This window comes from Pseudomonadales bacterium, from assembly GCA_024234615.1.
GTDB lineage: Bacteria > Pseudomonadota > Gammaproteobacteria > Pseudomonadales > IMCC2047 > JAJFKB01.
In genome coordinates, this window is record JACKNY010000002.1 from 22862 (window position 1) to 39152 (window position 16291).

Here is a 16291-nt window from a genome sequence, read left to right on the forward strand (position 1 = left end):
ACCGACGAGATGACACACCAACACATGTTTAACAGGAATGTCGCGCTTGGTTTGATCGCAGCAACAATGGTAAGCATCAGCGCCGCGACATGGGCCGATGAAAATACGGGAATCAAACCGCTCGCGCTACGTACAATCATGCAGGCATTGGGCAAAAACATGCAAACGGTGACCGATGCCATTTCCCGGGAGGACTGGGCGCTAGTGACAAAAACAGCACCGCTGATTGCCGACCATCCACAGCCACCACTGAAAGAGAAAATGCGTATTTTAAGTTTTGCCGGTGCTGATATGCGCAAATTCAAACTTTTTGACACAAACACACATCAAGCCGCAAAGGAAATGGAAGCGTTCGCGAGGGAACAGGATGGTAAGGCCGTCATCTTAACTTTCGCAACCTTACAAAACAGTTGCCTCGCCTGCCATCAGCGTTTCAGAAAGCCCTTCAAGGAGTATTTTTATGAACAACAATAAAAAGAATAGCTATACGCTGTTAACAGGTTTCATTGGCATTTCGCTAATGGGTTGCGCGGTTGGGCCGAATTTCCAACCTCCAGCTGCCCCTGCAGTGGCTGATTACACGACAACACCCATACCGATGAACACAGCCTCGACTCCGACAGCGCTGGGTGAATCACAACATATTGTCGAGGGCAAGCAAAGTGATCTGTATTGGTGGCGTGAGCTGGGCTCCACCAAACTGAATGCGCTCATCAATGAAGCTTTTGAAAGTAGTCCCACCCTGAATGCAGCCGAGGCAACATTACGTCAGGCACAAGAGCTTTACGCAGCAAGATCCGGCGCTACGCGTTACCCGCAGGTTGAAGGCAGCCTGGGCAGTCAGCGTCAACGTTTTAACCCCGGCGTATTAGGACAACCCAGTGAGGCACGCGAATTCAGTATCTTCGACGCCGGTGTGGGTGTTCGATACACACTTGATCTGGCCGGAGGCAACCGGCGTGCGTTAGAAGCCTTGGCCGCCCGAAGTGACTATCAACAATACCAATTACAAGGCGCGCGTTTGACATTGGCGGCAAATATCGTCATCACTGCCATTACTCAGACCAAGCTTTCAATGCAGATTAAAACGATTAAAAATACGCTGCGATCTCAGCAGGAACAATTAGACCTGACCCAGGAACGGGTTCGTCTTGGCCAGGCCGCACCAGACGATGTACTGGCTTTGCAAACTCAGTTGGAACAGACTCGCGCCAGCATACCGCTGCTACGCAATCAGCTCCAGCAAAACGAGCATCTTCTGGCCGTTTTGGTGGGACGGGCGCCGGCAGCAACCGGATTGCCGTCCTTCACCCTGGAGGATTTCATCCTACCATCTGATTTGCCACTGGTTGTCCCGTCCGAGTTGGTACGCACAAGGCCGGATATCTTGGGTGCTGAAGCATTGTTGCATGTCGCCAATGCAGAATACGCCGTGGCGATCTCAACGTTATATCCTCAACTCAATCTCAGTGCCGAACTAGGATCGCAGGCTCTAACCACCGGTGCGTTATTCGGCAGCGACTCTGCAATCTGGAACCTGGTGAGTCAATTGATACAGCCCTTGTTCAATCCAGGTTTGCCGGCTGAAAAGCGAGCCGCTTTGGCCGCTTTTGATGCAGCGGCGGCAAACTATCGGGTCGTTGTGCTGGATTCGCTGCGTAATGTGGCCGATGTATTACGTGCGCTTGAAAATGATTCCGAAAGACTCGTGGCACTCGCTGCTGCAGACGCCAGTGCACAAAAATCTCTACACTCAACTCAACGTCGATATGCACTCGGCGCGGCCAGTTATTCTGATGTGCTTATTGCACAACAGCAATCGCAACAGACACAATTTGACGCCATAGAGGCTCAAGCTAAGCGCCTGACGAATAGCGTTGCCTTTTATCAGGCAATGGGGAGTGGTCAGATCAATTAGAAAAGCGTAACGCATATCCGAAACTATGGTTGAACAATCTTTACTTGGAGTGCGTTCCGGAGGAAACTTCAAACACCAACACTTTATGGGTTTACATGATGCCGGTAAGTTGCAGATTGCCAGTATGTTTAGTTATATCAGGATTGTCATTTCAATCACTAAAATTGATCGTATCACCGAATGAATTATTGAGGAGTCATCAAATGCACAAGTTTGCCAACCTAATTAAACTCTACTCGCCAAGGCTATTCACTTGTCTGTTAATTGGATTATTTCTTAGTGGCTGCGCGACCATCAAGTCCGGTTCCCATCAGGATGAATCTGTATCCTTTACGGACTATCGAACCTTCAGCTGGATTGCTGATAATCCCTTGATTCTTGGGGTTGGTGAGTCATCTTCTGTCAGTCCTCTTACCCTCCGAAAAATATCCGAAGCGATTAAGAACGAATTGATCGTTAAGGGCTTTGTCTTTACCGAGAATCAGCACGCAGCTGATTTTGTCCTGTCTTTCACGGTTGGAACGCGAGAAAAGATCAATGCTTCCTCCTATCCAAGTCCTTACAGCGGTGCATGGGGTTGGCATTACTACGAAACGGATGTTGTGCATCGCACGTACACAGAAGGCACATTGAGTGTGGACATTTTCGATGGTAAAACCAAGCAACCGGTATGGCACGGTTGGGCTACTAAAATAATTCTCACACCCGACCGAGAAGACCCATCAGCATTAATTAAGGAAGCAGTTACCGCTATATTCAACAAATTTGATGAAGCAAAATAATTATGATGGTTCGTTATATTAATACCGTGGGAAGGTGTACTGCTTCACAATATTGCACCATGGCGATGATACTGATAGGTTGATTGGCCAGATACGCCAACATGTTTTTGGCCTTGATAGCCTTATTAACCAGCGGCTTTTGGTGACGACCGTTGATAATACACACCTGTACAATACGTTTTGCTAGATCGATACCTATTGTGTTTAGATTACGCATGACTCCTCCTGCTTCTAAATTGGATATAGACCAATCACAATTTTGGCACAATGATGGGCCCCAAGATATTGAATTAAAGAGTTAAATGGCGGACCGGACGGGGCTCGAACCCGCGACCTCCGGCGTGACAGGCCGGCATTCTAACCAGCTGAACTACCGGTCCGCACTTAACTTTAAAATGGTGGGTGGTGACGGGATCGAACCGCCGACCCTCTGCTTGTAAGGCAGATGCTCTCCCAGCTGAGCTAACCACCCAATCGGCTGAGAGTGCGCATTTTATAGAAATCGGTAGCTAAGTCAAACATTTATAATAAAAAAGTAAGGCTGCTCAGAAATAAAGTTTTAGTGTTATAAATTTGCAAAAAATTTACTTTTTTAACTACCGTGATTAGCTTTTAAGAATCACTATCAAAAGCGTTCGGTGCTAAAATGTAAAGCCCTTAATCCGCCTATTAAAAGTAATCATGCCAATGGAAATATATAAAGAGTTTACCTTTGAGGCTGCTCATCACTTACCAAATGTACCAGAGCAACACAAATGCCGTAGATTACATGGGCATTCGTTTAAAGCCATCATCTTTGTGAGTGGTAAAGTTGGAGAAAGCTCTGGTTGGGTAATGGATTTTACAGATATCAAACGAGCTTTCGATCCTCTCTATGTGATGCTAGATCACCACTACTTGAACGAGATCGAGGGTCTTGAAAACCCCACCAGTGAGAATTTGGCAATGTGGATTTGGCACCGATTGAAGCCTCATTTACCAGAACTAAGCAAAGTTACCATTCAAGAGACCTGCACCAGTGGTTGTAGCTTTTCCGGAAATTAGAAATCCCGCTATAAACAAATAAGGCCGGTAGTTACCGGCCTTATTTGTTTCCATCTTTGTCTCGTCCTGAAATGTGTTTACACATTGAGGACTTTAATATGACTAATACTCCCCCTTCCGGTCGAAAACGCACTCAGCGTGATTATAATCTGGGCTTTAAATTGGCGGTGGTTGAGCAGATAGAAAAAGGCGAAATGACCTATAAACAGGCTCAGAAGGCCTACGGTATCCAGGGGCGGAGCACGGTACTGGTTTGGCTTAGAAAACATGGTAAATTAGATTGGTCAATCCCCACTGAGTTACCCATGAGCCAATCCAAAGAAACTCCCGCACAACAAATCAAACGCCTGGAAAAAGAACTGGAAGATGAGCGCCTTCGTATCCTTGTTCTTGAGGGTATGGTGGATATTAAGCATCATATTCAGCCTTCGATGACGGATGGTTATGATTGTTATCAGAATGCATTGGCTGAACGCGTCAACGGCATTTTAAAACAGGAGTTTTTACTTTATCGCTGTAAAACGTTTGAAGATCTAAGGGTGTTAGTGGCAGAATCCATCGACACCTATAATCGATTGAGGCCGCACTTGAGCCTTGGCATGAAAACACCAGAAGAAGTGCATAAAAAAGCCGGTTGCGAATGGCAACCGGCTTAATCAAAACCGTCAACGTATTTTAGGACGGGACACTAATTCTAACTGAGCCCTCTTTCCAACGATTTTGCCCGATCCCTTTCTCCTTTCACATAGCGGAGCCATTGCCGGGCGATTTTTTCGCTTCTTTTATCTTTTTTCGCCACTTCGAAAGCTTTTATGGCATCGTCATACTTATTTAAATTAAAGAGCGCCATACCCAACACAACATTAGCCGTGTCAGGACGTTTTAATTTGCCCTTATCGAAAGCTTTATTTACCGCGTCCGCCGCTTTATTCCAATCTTCTATATTGAGATAAGACTGCGCTAAAGACGCATAGATATCACCAGTATCAGATAATTTTGCCGCCGACTCGAATGCCGGAATCGCTTTTTTATCTTCCTTCGCTAAAGTCCAAGCATTACCCAGTAATTTATAGTTGCGATCAGTTTTTTCAACGATCTTCTCTTTCATGCCACTATCCAGTATGACCGCGGCACGATAGGGTCGATCATTCTGCATCAAAAATTGTGCATAGGTTACCAGTTCAGCATTTTTGGTAAGCAATTTGGCATCATTCATTGCCGCGACAGTTGAGTACTGATTAAACTCCTGCTTCAACTCTCCATACATGGCCGCCAATTGCGAGAAATATTCCTTCTTGGGATACTCATGCGTGAGTGTTCTTAGAATTTCGAAGGTTTTTTTATAATCTTCTTTTTCGTAGTACATTGCACGCAGCAATAGATACCAGTTTTCCTTAACTTCTTTTTCCCGTTCTCGCGCAATCTCTACCGCTTTCTCTACCGCAGGAATTGCCTTATTAAAGTCCTTAAGCTGGTAATAACCTTGCCCCAGCAATATATACGCATTAGCGCCGGGATTTTCCGCAACTTTAAACCACTTCTCTAGAGTTTGAACCGCTTTACGGTAATCCTCCTGGACGAAATAAATCTGAGAGAGACTGTATAATGTTCCTACGCCCAAAGCCTCGGGTAAATCCGGTTGCTTAAGCACATTTTCGTAAGCTTCAATCGTTTTAAGATAGTTTTCCTGAGAATAATAGATAAACGCGTAAAAATTCCATAGCATGGCGCGCTCGTAACTATTGTACTTGTCGTATTTTTTAGGTTCGCGCAGTTCATTAAGGATATTTATAGCACCGGCATTATCGCCAGCTTCATTCGCCGCCTGCGCTTCTTGCAACTTCTCATGAAGTTTAAGGTTTAACGTAGGTGTTTTTCGTGTTTTTCGATCCGCATATTGTGACTTTTCGTCATCTGCAAAAACTTTCCCGAAACCCATTTGACCAGCAATTGGTGCAATCAGCACCATCGCCGCCACACCCCCTGCCGTCGCAGTCAGCATTTTTCTTAAAAAAGTTGTCGCTAAAGCCATAATTCTATTTCCGCTTTAAGAATCGCTATACATAGCTCATCTGAGTAATTAGCTGATCATTCATAGAAGATTTGCTACTTATCAATTTTGAACGTAATTTTGTTTTGTACACCAGCCACATCAACTGGTTCGCCATCAATAATTTTCGGTTTATATTTAAATTTTAGTGCGGCTTTTATTGCAGCAGAATTGAATATCGTGGTAGGGCTGCCACTATCGCTGAAAGCCTCTACTACAAAAGGATCTGCCACAGTACCTAACTTAGTTACGGTAAACTCAACAATAACGTACCCTTCTATACCGCGTGATAAAGCACGGCTAGGATAAATAGGCGCCACTTTAACGATTGGTAAATATTCGCCATCGCTTGCTCCGAGACCAATACCACCTAGATTAATATTGGCATTAACCTTGACCGGGGCCATCGATATACCGCCAGCATCCGGTGCCGACATATCTACTGGTGGCGGTGCAAGATCTGGTGGTGGCTGCTCAGGCTCTTCTGGCTTTTCAGGCTTTTTCTCTTCCTGAATTACTTCAAGTTCCCGTTCAGGCATGTGTATATCTGCGATTTTTCTTGTTTCACCCTTTTCCACTGGGCCTGTGCCCATGGCAATTAAGGCTTGCATAAGAAAAAATAGCGCCAGCGTTGTAACCGCTGCAAGCAGAATCGCTACGGGGTATTTAATTGCTGAACCCATAAAGCTCTCCTGAAATTACTCTTCTGTCGCTAGCGATACGTCATAAACACCAGCTTCTCGGGCCGCATCCATTACCTTAATAACGGTTTCGGCAGTTGCTTTTTCATCGGCCTGAATCACGACTGCTCCTTCAGGATTTTCCGCACGCAACCTTTCAATGTTTGAACGTACCGCTCGCACATCAATTCGGCGCTTATCAATCCAGATCTCGCTATTAGCATTAACCGCAACGAGAATACTCGCATTTTTTTTAGACTCTGCGGTTAAGGCGTCTGGCCTATTCACTTCTATCCCAGTCTCCTTAATAAAGGAGGCTGTGACGATAAAAAAGATCAGCATGATAAACACAACGTCCAACATGGGCGTTAGATCAATTGACTGTTCTTCTTCAGCTCTTGCACTATGTCTACGCATTCGTCTGCTCTCAATGCTCTATGGTGAGTTGATCTTGAATCAGTTCTTTTTCACGTTCTGCTTTTCGCGCCAGCCAGGTAGATGCAAAAACTCCTGACAGCGCGGCGACCATGCCCGCCATTGTTGGAATTGTTGCTTTCGAAACCCCACTTGCCATTGAACGCGCATCTCCGCCCCCGGTAATTGCCAGGATATTAAATACCTCGATCATACCTGTCACAGTACCTAACAGTCCCAGCAAAGGACACAGAGTCACCATTGTTTTAATCAGCCGAAGATTCTGATCGACCTGTAAATTAACTCGGGAAATGATTGCTTCACGAATTCGGTGAGCACGCCATGATTTGATATCCTCTCGGGTATTCCAATCATTAACAACGTGCTGTACGAGCTTTCGATGGCTGGCACCGAAGTACCAGACCCGCTCGAACACCAAGCTCCACATGGCTAAAAGCAACAAAGCAATAAACCAGAGTACAGGGCCCCCTGTATCCATAAAGGAAGTGAGGGCATCGTATATGTCATAAAACCAAAACATAGTTTGATTCCTAAGTTTATTGGTTAACTAGCTAGCTATTTTGCTCAGATTGTTCCGCAATAATACCCGCTGATTGCTCTTCCATAATGTGGATAATTTTCTTGCTGCGACCGCTTACCAGTGCATGCAAAAAGACAGTAGGAATCGCAACACACAGACCTAACACAGTGGTTACCAAGGCGCTTGAAATTCCTCCAGCCATCGCTTTCGGATCACCAGTACCAAAAATTGTCAGCGCCTGGAAGGTCAGAATCATACCGGTCACCGTTCCCAGCAGACCCAAAAGCGGGGCGACCATCGAGGTGATTTTGATGAAACCAATCCATTTTTCGAGAGCAGGTGTTTCTTTCAGTACTGCCTCGTGCAGCTTTAATTCAAGCGTTTCAGTATCTGCGCCAGCATTTTGTTGGTTTACTGCCAACACACGACCCAGCGGGTTGTTGGTATTAGGCTGAGATATATTCTTCAGCTGTGAGTTCACTTTCGCACCGACAGCGCTCAAGGCCAGCAGACGCCAGAAAGAAATTAACAACGCAATAATACCAATGACGATAATGATATAACCCACTTCGCGACCCTGATGAATTCGCTCAATCAGGTCAGGGCTATCAATCAACGCCGCTAAGTAGGAACCACCAGAGGGGCCAGTTGGGTCAACCCCAAATTGCGTAAAACCAGTCGTTGCATTCTGTAATTTTTCGGCATTTGAAGTGTAACGCCCCGCAGGTTGACGCGCTAACACGAGAAGTGTCTCAGTATCTTTATCGTACTGTAGGTAGTTACCATCAGATACAATATTGTAGGCTCCTACGCGTATGACCTCTTTCTCTTGTCGGTCGCCCTGAGGAGAAACGACAGTGGTTGTATATCTTGCTACGCGGCCCGTTTCCGTCATTTCTTGCTGGAGCAAATACCATACGCGTTCTAACTCTTCGATGGTAGCAAGCTGGGTATTACTACCCATCTTTTTGATCAGCGCATCTAAAAACTCAGTACGGCCTGGATATTGGGCACTGACTAAAGAAGAATTCAGCGTTGAGCTTAAATCACCCGCAACACCCTGCACTGTACCAAATAATTCTTTAAGTACGCCCAAGCGCTCTGTTAGCTGCTGCTTTTTATTCTCTAATTTGATTTCATTGGCGGCATAGTCCGCTTCTAATTTTGCACTTCTTGCTTCTTCTTGTGCACGAATTTTCTTTGCTTGCGCCAACAGGTTCGCCTGCTCTTGTTTCTCACGTGCAAATTTCGCTTCCCGCGCATTCTGCTCTTTATTATCCTGAGCTGTACCCTGCTTTACTCGATTTAATAGTTCATCCAGGGTAACTGCATCATTTGCATAACTGCTAGAAGACAAGGTCAGTCCAAAAGTTAACCCACATACTAGGCTAAGCAGGGTGCCTTTTCGCATAAACTTAATCATTGGGCATTCTCCGGAGCGGCAATTGGTAACATCATAATATCGATAGTGGCCTGCTTATTCGCAATTCGAATTCCTTCACGAACAGGGTTACGGTAAGAAGCATCCAGTTCGACCCATTTACGCTCATTATTATTCCAAGCCAGCGAAGTTTTTCCATCTTTTGACTGAGCCACCAACGCGATTCTTCCTACTCGCAACACATTCACAATGACTTCGTTGCCATCAATCGACACGGTATCTGAATAAGAATCAATTTTGCGCCCGTACTCATTCTCGATCTGATAACCTTCCAATACTTGACGGAACTTCTCGGAATCAGGGATATCGGGATTGTCCAGAGCATCCTTAATAAACTGTATACGATCTTCACGCTCACTTTGGTGGAAAGGGACATCAAGACTGACAAACTGATCCAGGCCATCAACCATTCTGTGCATCAGCGGCGTAATTTGACGCTTAATCACAGTGGCTTGCTGGATTGACCCCTCAAGCTCTTGCAGCCGATTTTCCTGCGCGGCTATTTGCTTTTCCAATTGACTGTTATAAACACGCAGGCCATCAATTATCTTATTAACAGCTTTATACTCGTCTAACAACGTCAATCGTTGATCATTGAGCTTATCAACCCTTGCCTGCGATTCCTGCGCTTTTTTTGTCCTGTCTTTATTAATTTTGTGGATTTCATCAAGCTGGTCAGCATAGCTGCTGCCAACAACGCCCAACGAAAAAACAACGGCAGCAAGCACCGAGGTCAATACGGTTTTCAAAGGATGACTATTCATACACCTTTCCTATTTGCGTTCACTTAAGCTTATATAAATTGAAGATAAAACAATGGGTCATTGCACACAGTGATTTATTGTCATTACAACAACTGAACATAATGCAAAGAATCAATCATCAGGATTAACTCATTCCACTTCGTTTCTTTTTATAATATATTTTTTATTTAAACAGCCAATGATATAAACACTAACCACTAGCAGAGGCAGGCCATATTCATTTAGTTGTATATATTGGAGGCGTACTCCGTGCCCCTCTATGCGACGTAATTAAACACTATCGCTTACCCGCTTTGCAACTAATAATTCATCAAACCTTCCTCAATTAATGGCCTGGTGTGATATAAATCACCCAATTTAGGCCGTACAATTCGAGCCAGTGGAAATCTCATTGACTCGATGAATATTCGATATTCATCTGAACCATGATATTGATATTTAATCACCCATGCCCAGTTGCTATTATTCATTCTGCCAATCGCGCTACTCCTTAGTGCAACGCAAGATTGAGGACTTAAATAATGAATACCGTCACCGACACACATACATTGAAGGTGCTAGGGGAAACCACCCCAGAATATGCAGAAATTCTCTCGTCTGAAGCTTTAGCCTTCCTGTCAGACCTAGTGGAAGAATTTGGCGCTCGCCGCGACCAGCTGCTTGCTACCCGCACGGCTAAACAGGCAGACTACGATGCAGGAGGGTTGCCTGATTTTCTTTCTCAAACCAAGCATATTCGTGACGGCGACTGGAAAATCAAGGGAATTCCGGCTGACCTGCAAGATCGACGCGTGGAGATCACCGGCCCGACCGACCGCAAAATGATCATCAATGCCTTGAACGCCAACGTCAAAGTCTACATGTCCGACTTCGAAGACTCGCTTTCCCCAACCTGGGAGAATGTCGTAGAAGGCCAGATAAACCTGCGTGATGCTAACTTGGGTACGATCGCCTACACCAACCCCGACAATGGTAAACAATACTCATTAGATAAACAGGACGTTGTCCTGATTGCCAGAACCCGAGGCTTACATCTGCCGGAAAAACATATCACCTTCCAGGATCAGCCTATTCCAGGATGTTTGATGGATTTTGGTCTTTATTTTTTCCACAACTTTAAAACGAGATTGGAAAAGGGTACTGGTATTTATTATTACATTCCCAAGTTACAAAGCCACTTAGAAGCACGTTGGTGGAATGATGTGTTCGAATATGCTGAAAAGCGTTTCAACCTGGAAGTCGGTGCGATTAAAGCCACTTTTTTGATCGAAACGATACCTGCTGTCTTCGAGATGGAAGAAATACTTTATGAGCTTCGCGACCACATCGTGGCATTAAACTGTGGCCGTTGGGATTACATCTTCTCTTATATTAAAACACTCCGAAAACACCGAGATCGCGTATTACCTGACCGCCAGGTTGTCACCATGGACAAACCCTTCCTCAGTGCTTATTCACGGCTGTTGATTAAAACCTGCCACAAGCGCGGAGCCATGGCAATGGGCGGGATGGCTGCCTTTATTCCGTCCAAGTCCCCGGAAGAAAATCAAAAGGTCATCGCCAAGGTAATTAATGACAAACAACTGGAAGCCAATAATGGTCATGACGGTACTTGGGTTGCGCACCCAGGTTTAGCCGACACGGCGATGCAGGTGTTTGATCAAATCATTCCAGCTGGCAAACCTAACCAACTCGACATTTTGCGAGAACAGGACGAAGAAATTACCGCCGCTGATCTACTCGAGCCTTCGGAAGGCGGGCGCACGGAAGAGGGGATGAGAATCAATATCCGTATCGCTTTGCAATATATTGAGGCGTGGATTAACGGTAACGGCTGCGTGCCTATTTACGGACTCATGGAAGACGCCGCTACGGCGGAAATCTCACGCGCCTCTATCTGGCAGTGGATTCAGAACGAGAAAACCTTAGCCAACGGCAAGCTGGTCACCAAGGCGTTGTTTCGGGAGTTGCTCGATGAAGAAATGGATCAGGTCAGAAAAGAAGTGGGCGAAGATCGCTGGTCGCAAGGTAAATTTAAACGTGCCGCGGAAATTTTCGACTCAATCACGACATCCGATCAGCTGGTGGACTTCCTAACACTACCCGGATACGAAGAACTAAGCTAAGCCCACGTATTTAGGCCTATCGAAACGGACGATAGGCCTAAATACTGCGGCTCTTATTCTCTATCGATATACTCAACCACCTCAAGATCAAAACCTGATAGGCCGGTATATTTGACTGGTGGGCTAAGCAACCTCATTTTACCAACACCCAAGTCTCTCAATATCTGAGACCCCGTTCCGACCGTACTGTAATCACCTAATACTTTGGGCCGTACGGCCTGCTCTCGTCTAACCTCTTTGCGCAACATACTGGCATGGGCAAGAATATCGGCGGAGGGGTCATCGGTCGCCAGAATAACTAAAACGCCTTTTCCTTCCTGCTCGATATGAGATAGCGAATCTAAAATAGACCAACTCTTGCGGCCCGTCAGCTCTGCCCCTAACACATCGCGGAAAGCCTCTATTTGAGTGACCCGCACCAGGGTTGGTTCGTTACGTTCAATCTCACCCTTGATCAAGGCAATATGGACTTCCTGATGAATTTCATCCTCATAAATCACCATCTGGAACTCACCACACTGCGTCGTCAGCATTTGTTCGCCAACCCTCAAAACCGTGGTTTCATTCAACATTCGGTAATGAATTAGATCGGCTATCGTACCAATTTTCATACCGTGCTCTTGAGCAAAGTTCTCCAAATCCGCGCGCCTTGCCATTGATCCATCTTTATTCATGATTTCAACAATCACGGCAGCAGGCTCCTTGCCAGCTAAACGCGCTAAATCACAGCCAGCCTCGGTATGCCCTGCACGACTTAATACCCCGCCCGGGTTCGCCATCAAAGGAAAAATATGGCCCGGCTGGACGATATCTTCCGGGCGCGCATCCTTAGCTACGGCGGTAATAATGGTATGGGCACGATCTGCAGCTGAAATACCAGTAGTGACACCCTCCGCTGCTTCTATTGAAAGCGTAAAATTGGTGGAATGCTGAGCGTGATTTTCATACACCATGAGCGGCAACCTTAACTGTGCACAGCGCTCATCGGTGAGGGTGAGACAAATAAGGCCGCAGGCATGGCGCGCCATGAAGTTAATAATCTCTGGGGTCACCATTTCAGCAGCAATAATGAGATCACCTTCATTTTCGCGATCTTCGTCATCCATAAGAATGACCATTTTGCCCTGCCTAATATCTTCAATTAGTTCGTGTGTTGTATTAAGTTCCATCGAATCGACATCTTCTGTGGGAATACGGGTGACCATTCTACACAAGTAAGACGTTAATCGTTAAGCCAATTTTACTAAATACTGAGTAAAGATTTTCTGATCAGGCTCGCTTATCACGACTGACTTTGAACCATAAAATTTAATCGGTCTCTCTAAGCTATTTGCTGACAATCAATGCAGAACCAATCTTAAATTGCTCCACAACAGCAAAAATCTCAGGTTAAGATTAGTTAGGCCAGTTATTAATCTATTCATGAATTTTCTCTATAATCGATGGTCACATGGCCATATAAAAATCGTTCCATTTCTATACTTTGGAGTTTTCATTTGTCGTCTCAATCAATCTTAGCCGATAATATTCAAGCACTAACAAGTGGTGCGGAAATTTTAAAGCGTTTGTCTCGCGAACAATACAATCAGGTATCATCGCCCTATTTTACCGCTTCAGTCGGCAAGCATTTTCGGCATATTCTTGATCACTACCTGAGTTTTATCAGTGGCCTTAGCGACCGTCACGTTAACTATGATCAACGTGACAGGGAAGCTCGAATAGAAACAGACGCCCACTGCGCCCTTGATACGCTTCAGCAAATTATCGCTACCCTATCCACATTGAAGACCACTGCAAATCCGCGCGCGATAACGGAGCAGCATTTATACGTCACTCTCTGCACTTCATGTAGCACCGAATTGACTGAACCTGTCGCAAGTTCTTTGCAGCGCGAACTGGTGTTTCTGCAAGGACACACTATCCACCATTACGCTATTATCGCTGCCATCCTAAAATTTGAAGGGGTATCAGTTGATCAAAGTTTTGGGGTTGCCGCATCGACTCAAAAATATCTAAAGCAAATGCAATGTGCACGTTAACTTGGCTCACTACGGAATTCGGCTATCAAGTTTTCTTCAATCGCGATGAATTGAAGTCTCGACAGCGCGCATTGCCACCGCAAGTGCACAGAGAAGGCGCAGTTACCTACATTGCCCCCACTGACCCAGATGCCGGTGGTAGCTGGATAAGCACTAATCAGTTAGGCGTTACGCTGTGCCTGCTCAATAATTATCATGCCGTCATACCATCACGACACAATTGGATCAGTCGCGGATTATTAGTAAAAGGTCTGGCACAACAATTAACCGCTCAAGCGGCCTTGTTAGATTTAGCGCAAAAGAATTTAGACTATTTTAAACCTTTCGATTTGCTCATTTTTTCGCAGCAAGACCTTCCTCTGCAAGTATCTTGGGATGGCGTCAACCTAAGCGAAAAAGCTAACCCTGTGGCACCAATAACCTCTTCCTCCTTCAGCACCGCAACAGTGATTCAAAACCGACTTGCGCACTTGATCAACGCCCCTAACCTATCGACCGATTTATTACGGGACTACCATGCCGGGCATCTCCCTGAAAAGGGCCCATATTCGGTATGCATGCATCGCGATGATGCAAGCACAGTGAGCTTCAGTCACATTCAGGTTGACGACCTTGGCGCTACGTTTCACTATTGGGACGGGCCACCTTGCGAAGCATTAGGCAAAGCGCCAGTTATCATCAAGATCGCGAAAGAAGACACTACCTACGGACCCAAAATGGGACAATCAGCTTAAGGTTAGCCGGAAATTTTGATACGGGCCCGAACATACGAGAGAATAATTTTCATTAAATTACCGTTCAACTAATGGAATCGATGCATGCTGACAGCCCCAACACAACCCCTTGAGTTAGAAAGAATGCCACGATTCCAGGCCGGACACTACAGTGTACAGTTTGCGACCAGCGAGTCTCAAATAACAGAAGCACAGGCATTAAGGTATCGCGTGTTCTATCAAGAACACCAGGGCAAACCCAGCGATGAAATGGTGCGTTTTGAACGCGAGGTTGATGAATGGGACCCCATCGCATTTCACATCGTGGTCACCGACCAGAGCGCCAACAACACCGTGGTAGGCACATTGCGGTTAGTCAGCAATAGTTGCCTTCTCCCCAATCAGTTTTTTTATACGGAGAAAGCCTTCAACCTCACCAAGCTGCGCGGCAAATATACTCGGATTCTGGAGTTAAGCCGATATTGTATCGCCCCCGCTGGTCGCAGTGGCGTCATCCTCATGTTGATCTGGAAATTCGCCATGAAATTTATTATCGATAACGGTTACCAATTGATGCTAGGCTGTGCCAGCTTCCCTGGAACCGATATTTCAAAACATCGCGACATCCTAACCTACCTCTATCACAACAACTTGGCACCAGCTGAACTCATGCCAGAGCCTATCATCAAAAACGCTGTTGCCATCAGTAATTTTGCCAATCAACCCTCAGCCTGGGAGCAAGCCAAAAAAGCCGTTCCAACCTTACTGCGAGGCTATCTAAAGCTAGGTGCAAAAATTAGTGACACCGCAATAATTGACCCACAGTTTAATACCGTTTTTGTCGGTATTTATGTCGACGCAAATGACATGCTGCGCGACAGTCACACCCTCGTTCCGAGATAAGCCAGTTCGATGATCGAGTTTAAGTCGGCCAGAACAAAGCCTTACTCCATTGTCTTAGCTGTTTCGCGCCTGGCAATGTTCACTGGTTGGTGTGTTATTGGCCCACTCTATTTTTATCTTGCCAAACTGCTAGGCTATCGGCAGCTAGAAACAATCCCTATGCAATTTCACCGTGGCTGCTGCCGTATTCTCCCTCTGACAACCAGCATGGAGGGCGAACCAACCAACCATCGAGCCACCCTCTATATCAGCAATCACGTGTCTTATCTGGATATTTTCGTCTTAGGGAGCCTCGTGCCAGGTTGTTTTATCGCTAAATCTGAGGTCGCTGGCTGGCCGGTTTTAGGCAGGATGGCCCGCATTCAAAATACGCTTTTTTTCGAACGTAAGAGCAGGCACGCTCACAGCCAAATTGAAGTTATGGCAAAACAGCTTTCCAGCAAGGGCAACTTGATTCTGTTTCCCGAAGGGACCAGCACTGACGGCACCTATGTCGAGCCTTTTAAGAGCAGCCTATTTCACGCGGCTGAGATCGCTGAAGAGGTGTTAATTCAACCCATCACCATTGCCTATCTAACCCATCGTGGTCAACCCATGGAAAAATCCATTAGAGATTATTTTGCCTGGTATGCTGAGATGCCCTTTGCCTCCCATTTTTTTAAAATGGCGGGCATGCCTGCTGTGCAGACAAAATTAATTTTCCACACTCCAGTTAAGCTATCAGATTTTGAGTCGCGCAAAGCCTGCGCTGACTACTGTCAACGCAAAGTATCCAGTGCCCTCAGCCAAGCTCTATCAAACATGCCCGCTGCCGGAGCAACCACAGGTTCGCTCGCTACCACCCAAACTGAACAAAACCCGACTAACTAAAGAACA

At 45.8% G+C, this 16291-nt stretch carries 18 protein-coding genes and 2 tRNA genes; 10 read left to right on the forward strand and 10 right to left on the reverse strand.

The annotated features are described in order from the left end of the window. Positions 1 to 9 precede the first annotated feature (9 nt). From H6995_09290 to H6995_09300, 3 genes are all read left to right on the forward strand, one after another. Entirely contained in the window at positions 10 to 474 is a 465-nt protein-coding gene (locus tag H6995_09290) for a cytochrome c (protein ID MCP5215188.1), read from the forward strand. Then, complete coding sequence (locus tag H6995_09295) at positions 461 to 1918, forward strand: efflux transporter outer membrane subunit (protein ID MCP5215189.1); 1458 nt, start codon at positions 461 to 463, stop codon at positions 1916 to 1918. Before H6995_09290 ends, H6995_09295 begins: the two co-directional genes overlap by 14 nt. Before the next feature lie 203 nt (positions 1919 to 2121). Beyond that, positions 2122 to 2700: a DUF4136 domain-containing protein gene (locus H6995_09300; GenBank protein MCP5215190.1), complete on the forward strand. Its 579-nt coding sequence runs from the start codon at positions 2122 to 2124 to the stop codon at positions 2698 to 2700. 13 nt (positions 2701 to 2713) lie between these two features. On the opposite strand, the gene H6995_09305 is transcribed toward H6995_09300, so the two are convergent. The 3 genes from H6995_09305 to H6995_09315 form a co-directional block, all read right to left on the reverse strand. After that, positions 2714 to 2917 carry a hypothetical protein gene (locus H6995_09305; protein MCP5215191.1) on the reverse strand — a complete coding sequence of 68 codons (204 nt, stop codon included), beginning with the start codon at positions 2915 to 2917 and terminating at the stop codon, positions 2714 to 2716. Between the two features lie 86 nt (positions 2918 to 3003). Then, positions 3004 to 3080: transfer RNA gene (locus tag H6995_09310), tRNA-Asp, on the reverse strand. Positions 3081 to 3096: 16 nt separating this feature from the next. Then, positions 3097 to 3172, reverse strand: a tRNA-Val gene (locus tag H6995_09315). Between the two features lie 215 nt (positions 3173 to 3387). Here H6995_09315 and queD point away from each other — a divergent pair. Further along, a complete protein-coding gene (gene queD / locus H6995_09320) occupies positions 3388 to 3744 on the forward strand; it encodes a 6-carboxytetrahydropterin synthase QueD (GenBank protein MCP5215192.1) in 357 nt (118 codons plus the stop codon). 98 nt (positions 3745 to 3842) lie between these two features. Beyond that, on the forward strand, positions 3843 to 4400 hold the full coding sequence (locus tag H6995_09325) for a transposase (GenBank protein MCP5215193.1): 558 nt from the start codon (positions 3843 to 3845) through the stop codon (positions 4398 to 4400). Between the two features lie 38 nt (positions 4401 to 4438). Here the strand turns inward: H6995_09325 and H6995_09330 are convergent, their stop codons facing one another. The 6 genes from H6995_09330 to H6995_09355 all read right to left on the reverse strand — a co-directional run bounded on the left by H6995_09330 (position 4439) and on the right by H6995_09355 (position 9634). Beyond that, positions 4439 to 5776 carry a tetratricopeptide repeat protein gene (locus H6995_09330; protein ID MCP5215194.1) on the reverse strand — a complete coding sequence of 446 codons (1338 nt, stop codon included), beginning with the start codon at positions 5774 to 5776 and terminating at the stop codon, positions 4439 to 4441. A gap of 74 nt (positions 5777 to 5850) precedes the next feature. Beyond that, the gene (locus tag H6995_09335; GenBank protein ID MCP5215195.1) at positions 5851 to 6477 is read right to left on the reverse strand and encodes an energy transducer TonB; all 627 of its coding nucleotides are present in this window, start codon (positions 6475 to 6477) and stop codon (positions 5851 to 5853) included. Positions 6478 to 6492: 15 nt separating this feature from the next. Continuing rightward, the gene (locus tag H6995_09340) at positions 6493 to 6891 is read right to left on the reverse strand and encodes a biopolymer transporter ExbD (GenBank protein ID MCP5215196.1); all 399 of its coding nucleotides are present in this window, start codon (positions 6889 to 6891) and stop codon (positions 6493 to 6495) included. Positions 6892 to 6901: 10 nt separating this feature from the next. After that, on the reverse strand, positions 6902 to 7429 hold the full coding sequence (locus H6995_09345) for a MotA/TolQ/ExbB proton channel family protein (protein MCP5215197.1): 528 nt from the start codon (positions 7427 to 7429) through the stop codon (positions 6902 to 6904). 31 nt (positions 7430 to 7460) lie between these two features. Continuing rightward, positions 7461 to 8852: a MotA/TolQ/ExbB proton channel family protein gene (locus H6995_09350; protein MCP5215198.1), complete on the reverse strand. Its 1392-nt coding sequence runs from the start codon at positions 8850 to 8852 to the stop codon at positions 7461 to 7463. Further along, complete coding sequence (locus H6995_09355) at positions 8849 to 9634, reverse strand: DUF3450 domain-containing protein (GenBank protein MCP5215199.1); 786 nt, start codon at positions 9632 to 9634, stop codon at positions 8849 to 8851. Before H6995_09355 ends, H6995_09350 begins: the two co-directional genes overlap by 4 nt. Positions 9635 to 10155: 521 nt before the next feature. On the opposite strand from H6995_09355, the gene H6995_09360 reads away from it, so the two are divergent. Next, positions 10156 to 11760 (forward strand): malate synthase A, encoded by a 1605-nt coding sequence (locus H6995_09360; GenBank protein ID MCP5215200.1) that lies wholly within the window; start codon positions 10156 to 10158, stop codon positions 11758 to 11760. Between the two features lie 53 nt (positions 11761 to 11813). On the opposite strand, the gene ribB is transcribed toward H6995_09360, so the two are convergent. Next, complete coding sequence (gene ribB, locus H6995_09365) at positions 11814 to 12929, reverse strand: 3,4-dihydroxy-2-butanone-4-phosphate synthase (GenBank protein MCP5215201.1); 1116 nt, start codon at positions 12927 to 12929, stop codon at positions 11814 to 11816. A gap of 327 nt (positions 12930 to 13256) precedes the next feature. Here ribB and H6995_09370 point away from each other — a divergent pair, with 327 nt between their 5' ends. From H6995_09370 to H6995_09385, 4 genes are all read left to right on the forward strand, one after another. Then, the gene (locus tag H6995_09370) at positions 13257 to 13799 is read left to right on the forward strand and encodes a hypothetical protein (GenBank protein MCP5215202.1); all 543 of its coding nucleotides are present in this window, start codon (positions 13257 to 13259) and stop codon (positions 13797 to 13799) included. Then, on the forward strand, positions 13787 to 14533 hold the full coding sequence (locus tag H6995_09375; protein MCP5215203.1) for an NRDE family protein: 747 nt from the start codon (positions 13787 to 13789) through the stop codon (positions 14531 to 14533). Before H6995_09370 ends, H6995_09375 begins: the two co-directional genes overlap by 13 nt. A gap of 84 nt (positions 14534 to 14617) precedes the next feature. Beyond that, positions 14618 to 15415 carry a GNAT family N-acetyltransferase gene (locus tag H6995_09380; GenBank protein ID MCP5215204.1) on the forward strand — a complete coding sequence of 266 codons (798 nt, stop codon included), beginning with the start codon at positions 14618 to 14620 and terminating at the stop codon, positions 15413 to 15415. 9 nt (positions 15416 to 15424) lie between these two features. Further along, a complete protein-coding gene (locus H6995_09385) occupies positions 15425 to 16285 on the forward strand; it encodes a 1-acyl-sn-glycerol-3-phosphate acyltransferase (protein ID MCP5215205.1) in 861 nt (286 codons plus the stop codon). Positions 16286 to 16291 lie beyond the last annotated feature (6 nt).

Excerpts from the sequence above, each read along its gene's own strand:
- H6995_09300 (MCP5215190.1), top strand. The coding sequence starts at position 2,122 with ATGCACAAGTTTGCCAACCTAATTAAACTCTACTCGCCAAGGCTATTC.
- H6995_09295 (MCP5215189.1), top strand. The coding sequence starts at position 461 with ATGAACAACAATAAAAAGAATAGCTATACGCTGTTAACAGGTTTCATT.
- H6995_09380 (MCP5215204.1), top strand. The coding sequence starts at position 14,618 with ATGCTGACAGCCCCAACACAACCCCTTGAGTTAGAAAGAATGCCACGA.
- H6995_09345 (MCP5215197.1), bottom strand. The coding sequence starts at position 7,429 with ATGTTTTGGTTTTATGACATATACGATGCCCTCACTTCCTTTATGGAT.
- H6995_09330 (MCP5215194.1), bottom strand. The coding sequence starts at position 5,776 with ATGGCTTTAGCGACAACTTTTTTAAGAAAAATGCTGACTGCGACGGCA.
- H6995_09340 (MCP5215196.1), bottom strand. The coding sequence starts at position 6,891 with ATGCGTAGACATAGTGCAAGAGCTGAAGAAGAACAGTCAATTGATCTA.
- H6995_09305 (MCP5215191.1), bottom strand. The coding sequence starts at position 2,917 with ATGCGTAATCTAAACACAATAGGTATCGATCTAGCAAAACGTATTGTA.
- H6995_09325 (MCP5215193.1), top strand. The coding sequence starts at position 3,843 with ATGACTAATACTCCCCCTTCCGGTCGAAAACGCACTCAGCGTGATTAT.
- H6995_09360 (MCP5215200.1), top strand. The coding sequence starts at position 10,156 with ATGAATACCGTCACCGACACACATACATTGAAGGTGCTAGGGGAAACC.
- H6995_09375 (MCP5215203.1), top strand. The coding sequence starts at position 13,787 with ATGTGCACGTTAACTTGGCTCACTACGGAATTCGGCTATCAAGTTTTC.
- H6995_09350 (MCP5215198.1), bottom strand. The coding sequence starts at position 8,852 with ATGATTAAGTTTATGCGAAAAGGCACCCTGCTTAGCCTAGTATGTGGG.
- H6995_09290 (MCP5215188.1), top strand. The coding sequence starts at position 10 with ATGACACACCAACACATGTTTAACAGGAATGTCGCGCTTGGTTTGATC.
- ribB (MCP5215201.1), bottom strand. The coding sequence starts at position 12,929 with ATGGAACTTAATACAACACACGAACTAATTGAAGATATTAGGCAGGGC.
- H6995_09355 (MCP5215199.1), bottom strand. The coding sequence starts at position 9,634 with ATGAATAGTCATCCTTTGAAAACCGTATTGACCTCGGTGCTTGCTGCC.
- queD (MCP5215192.1), top strand. The coding sequence starts at position 3,388 with ATGGAAATATATAAAGAGTTTACCTTTGAGGCTGCTCATCACTTACCA.
- H6995_09335 (MCP5215195.1), bottom strand. The coding sequence starts at position 6,477 with ATGGGTTCAGCAATTAAATACCCCGTAGCGATTCTGCTTGCAGCGGTT.
- H6995_09385 (MCP5215205.1), top strand. The coding sequence starts at position 15,425 with ATGATCGAGTTTAAGTCGGCCAGAACAAAGCCTTACTCCATTGTCTTA.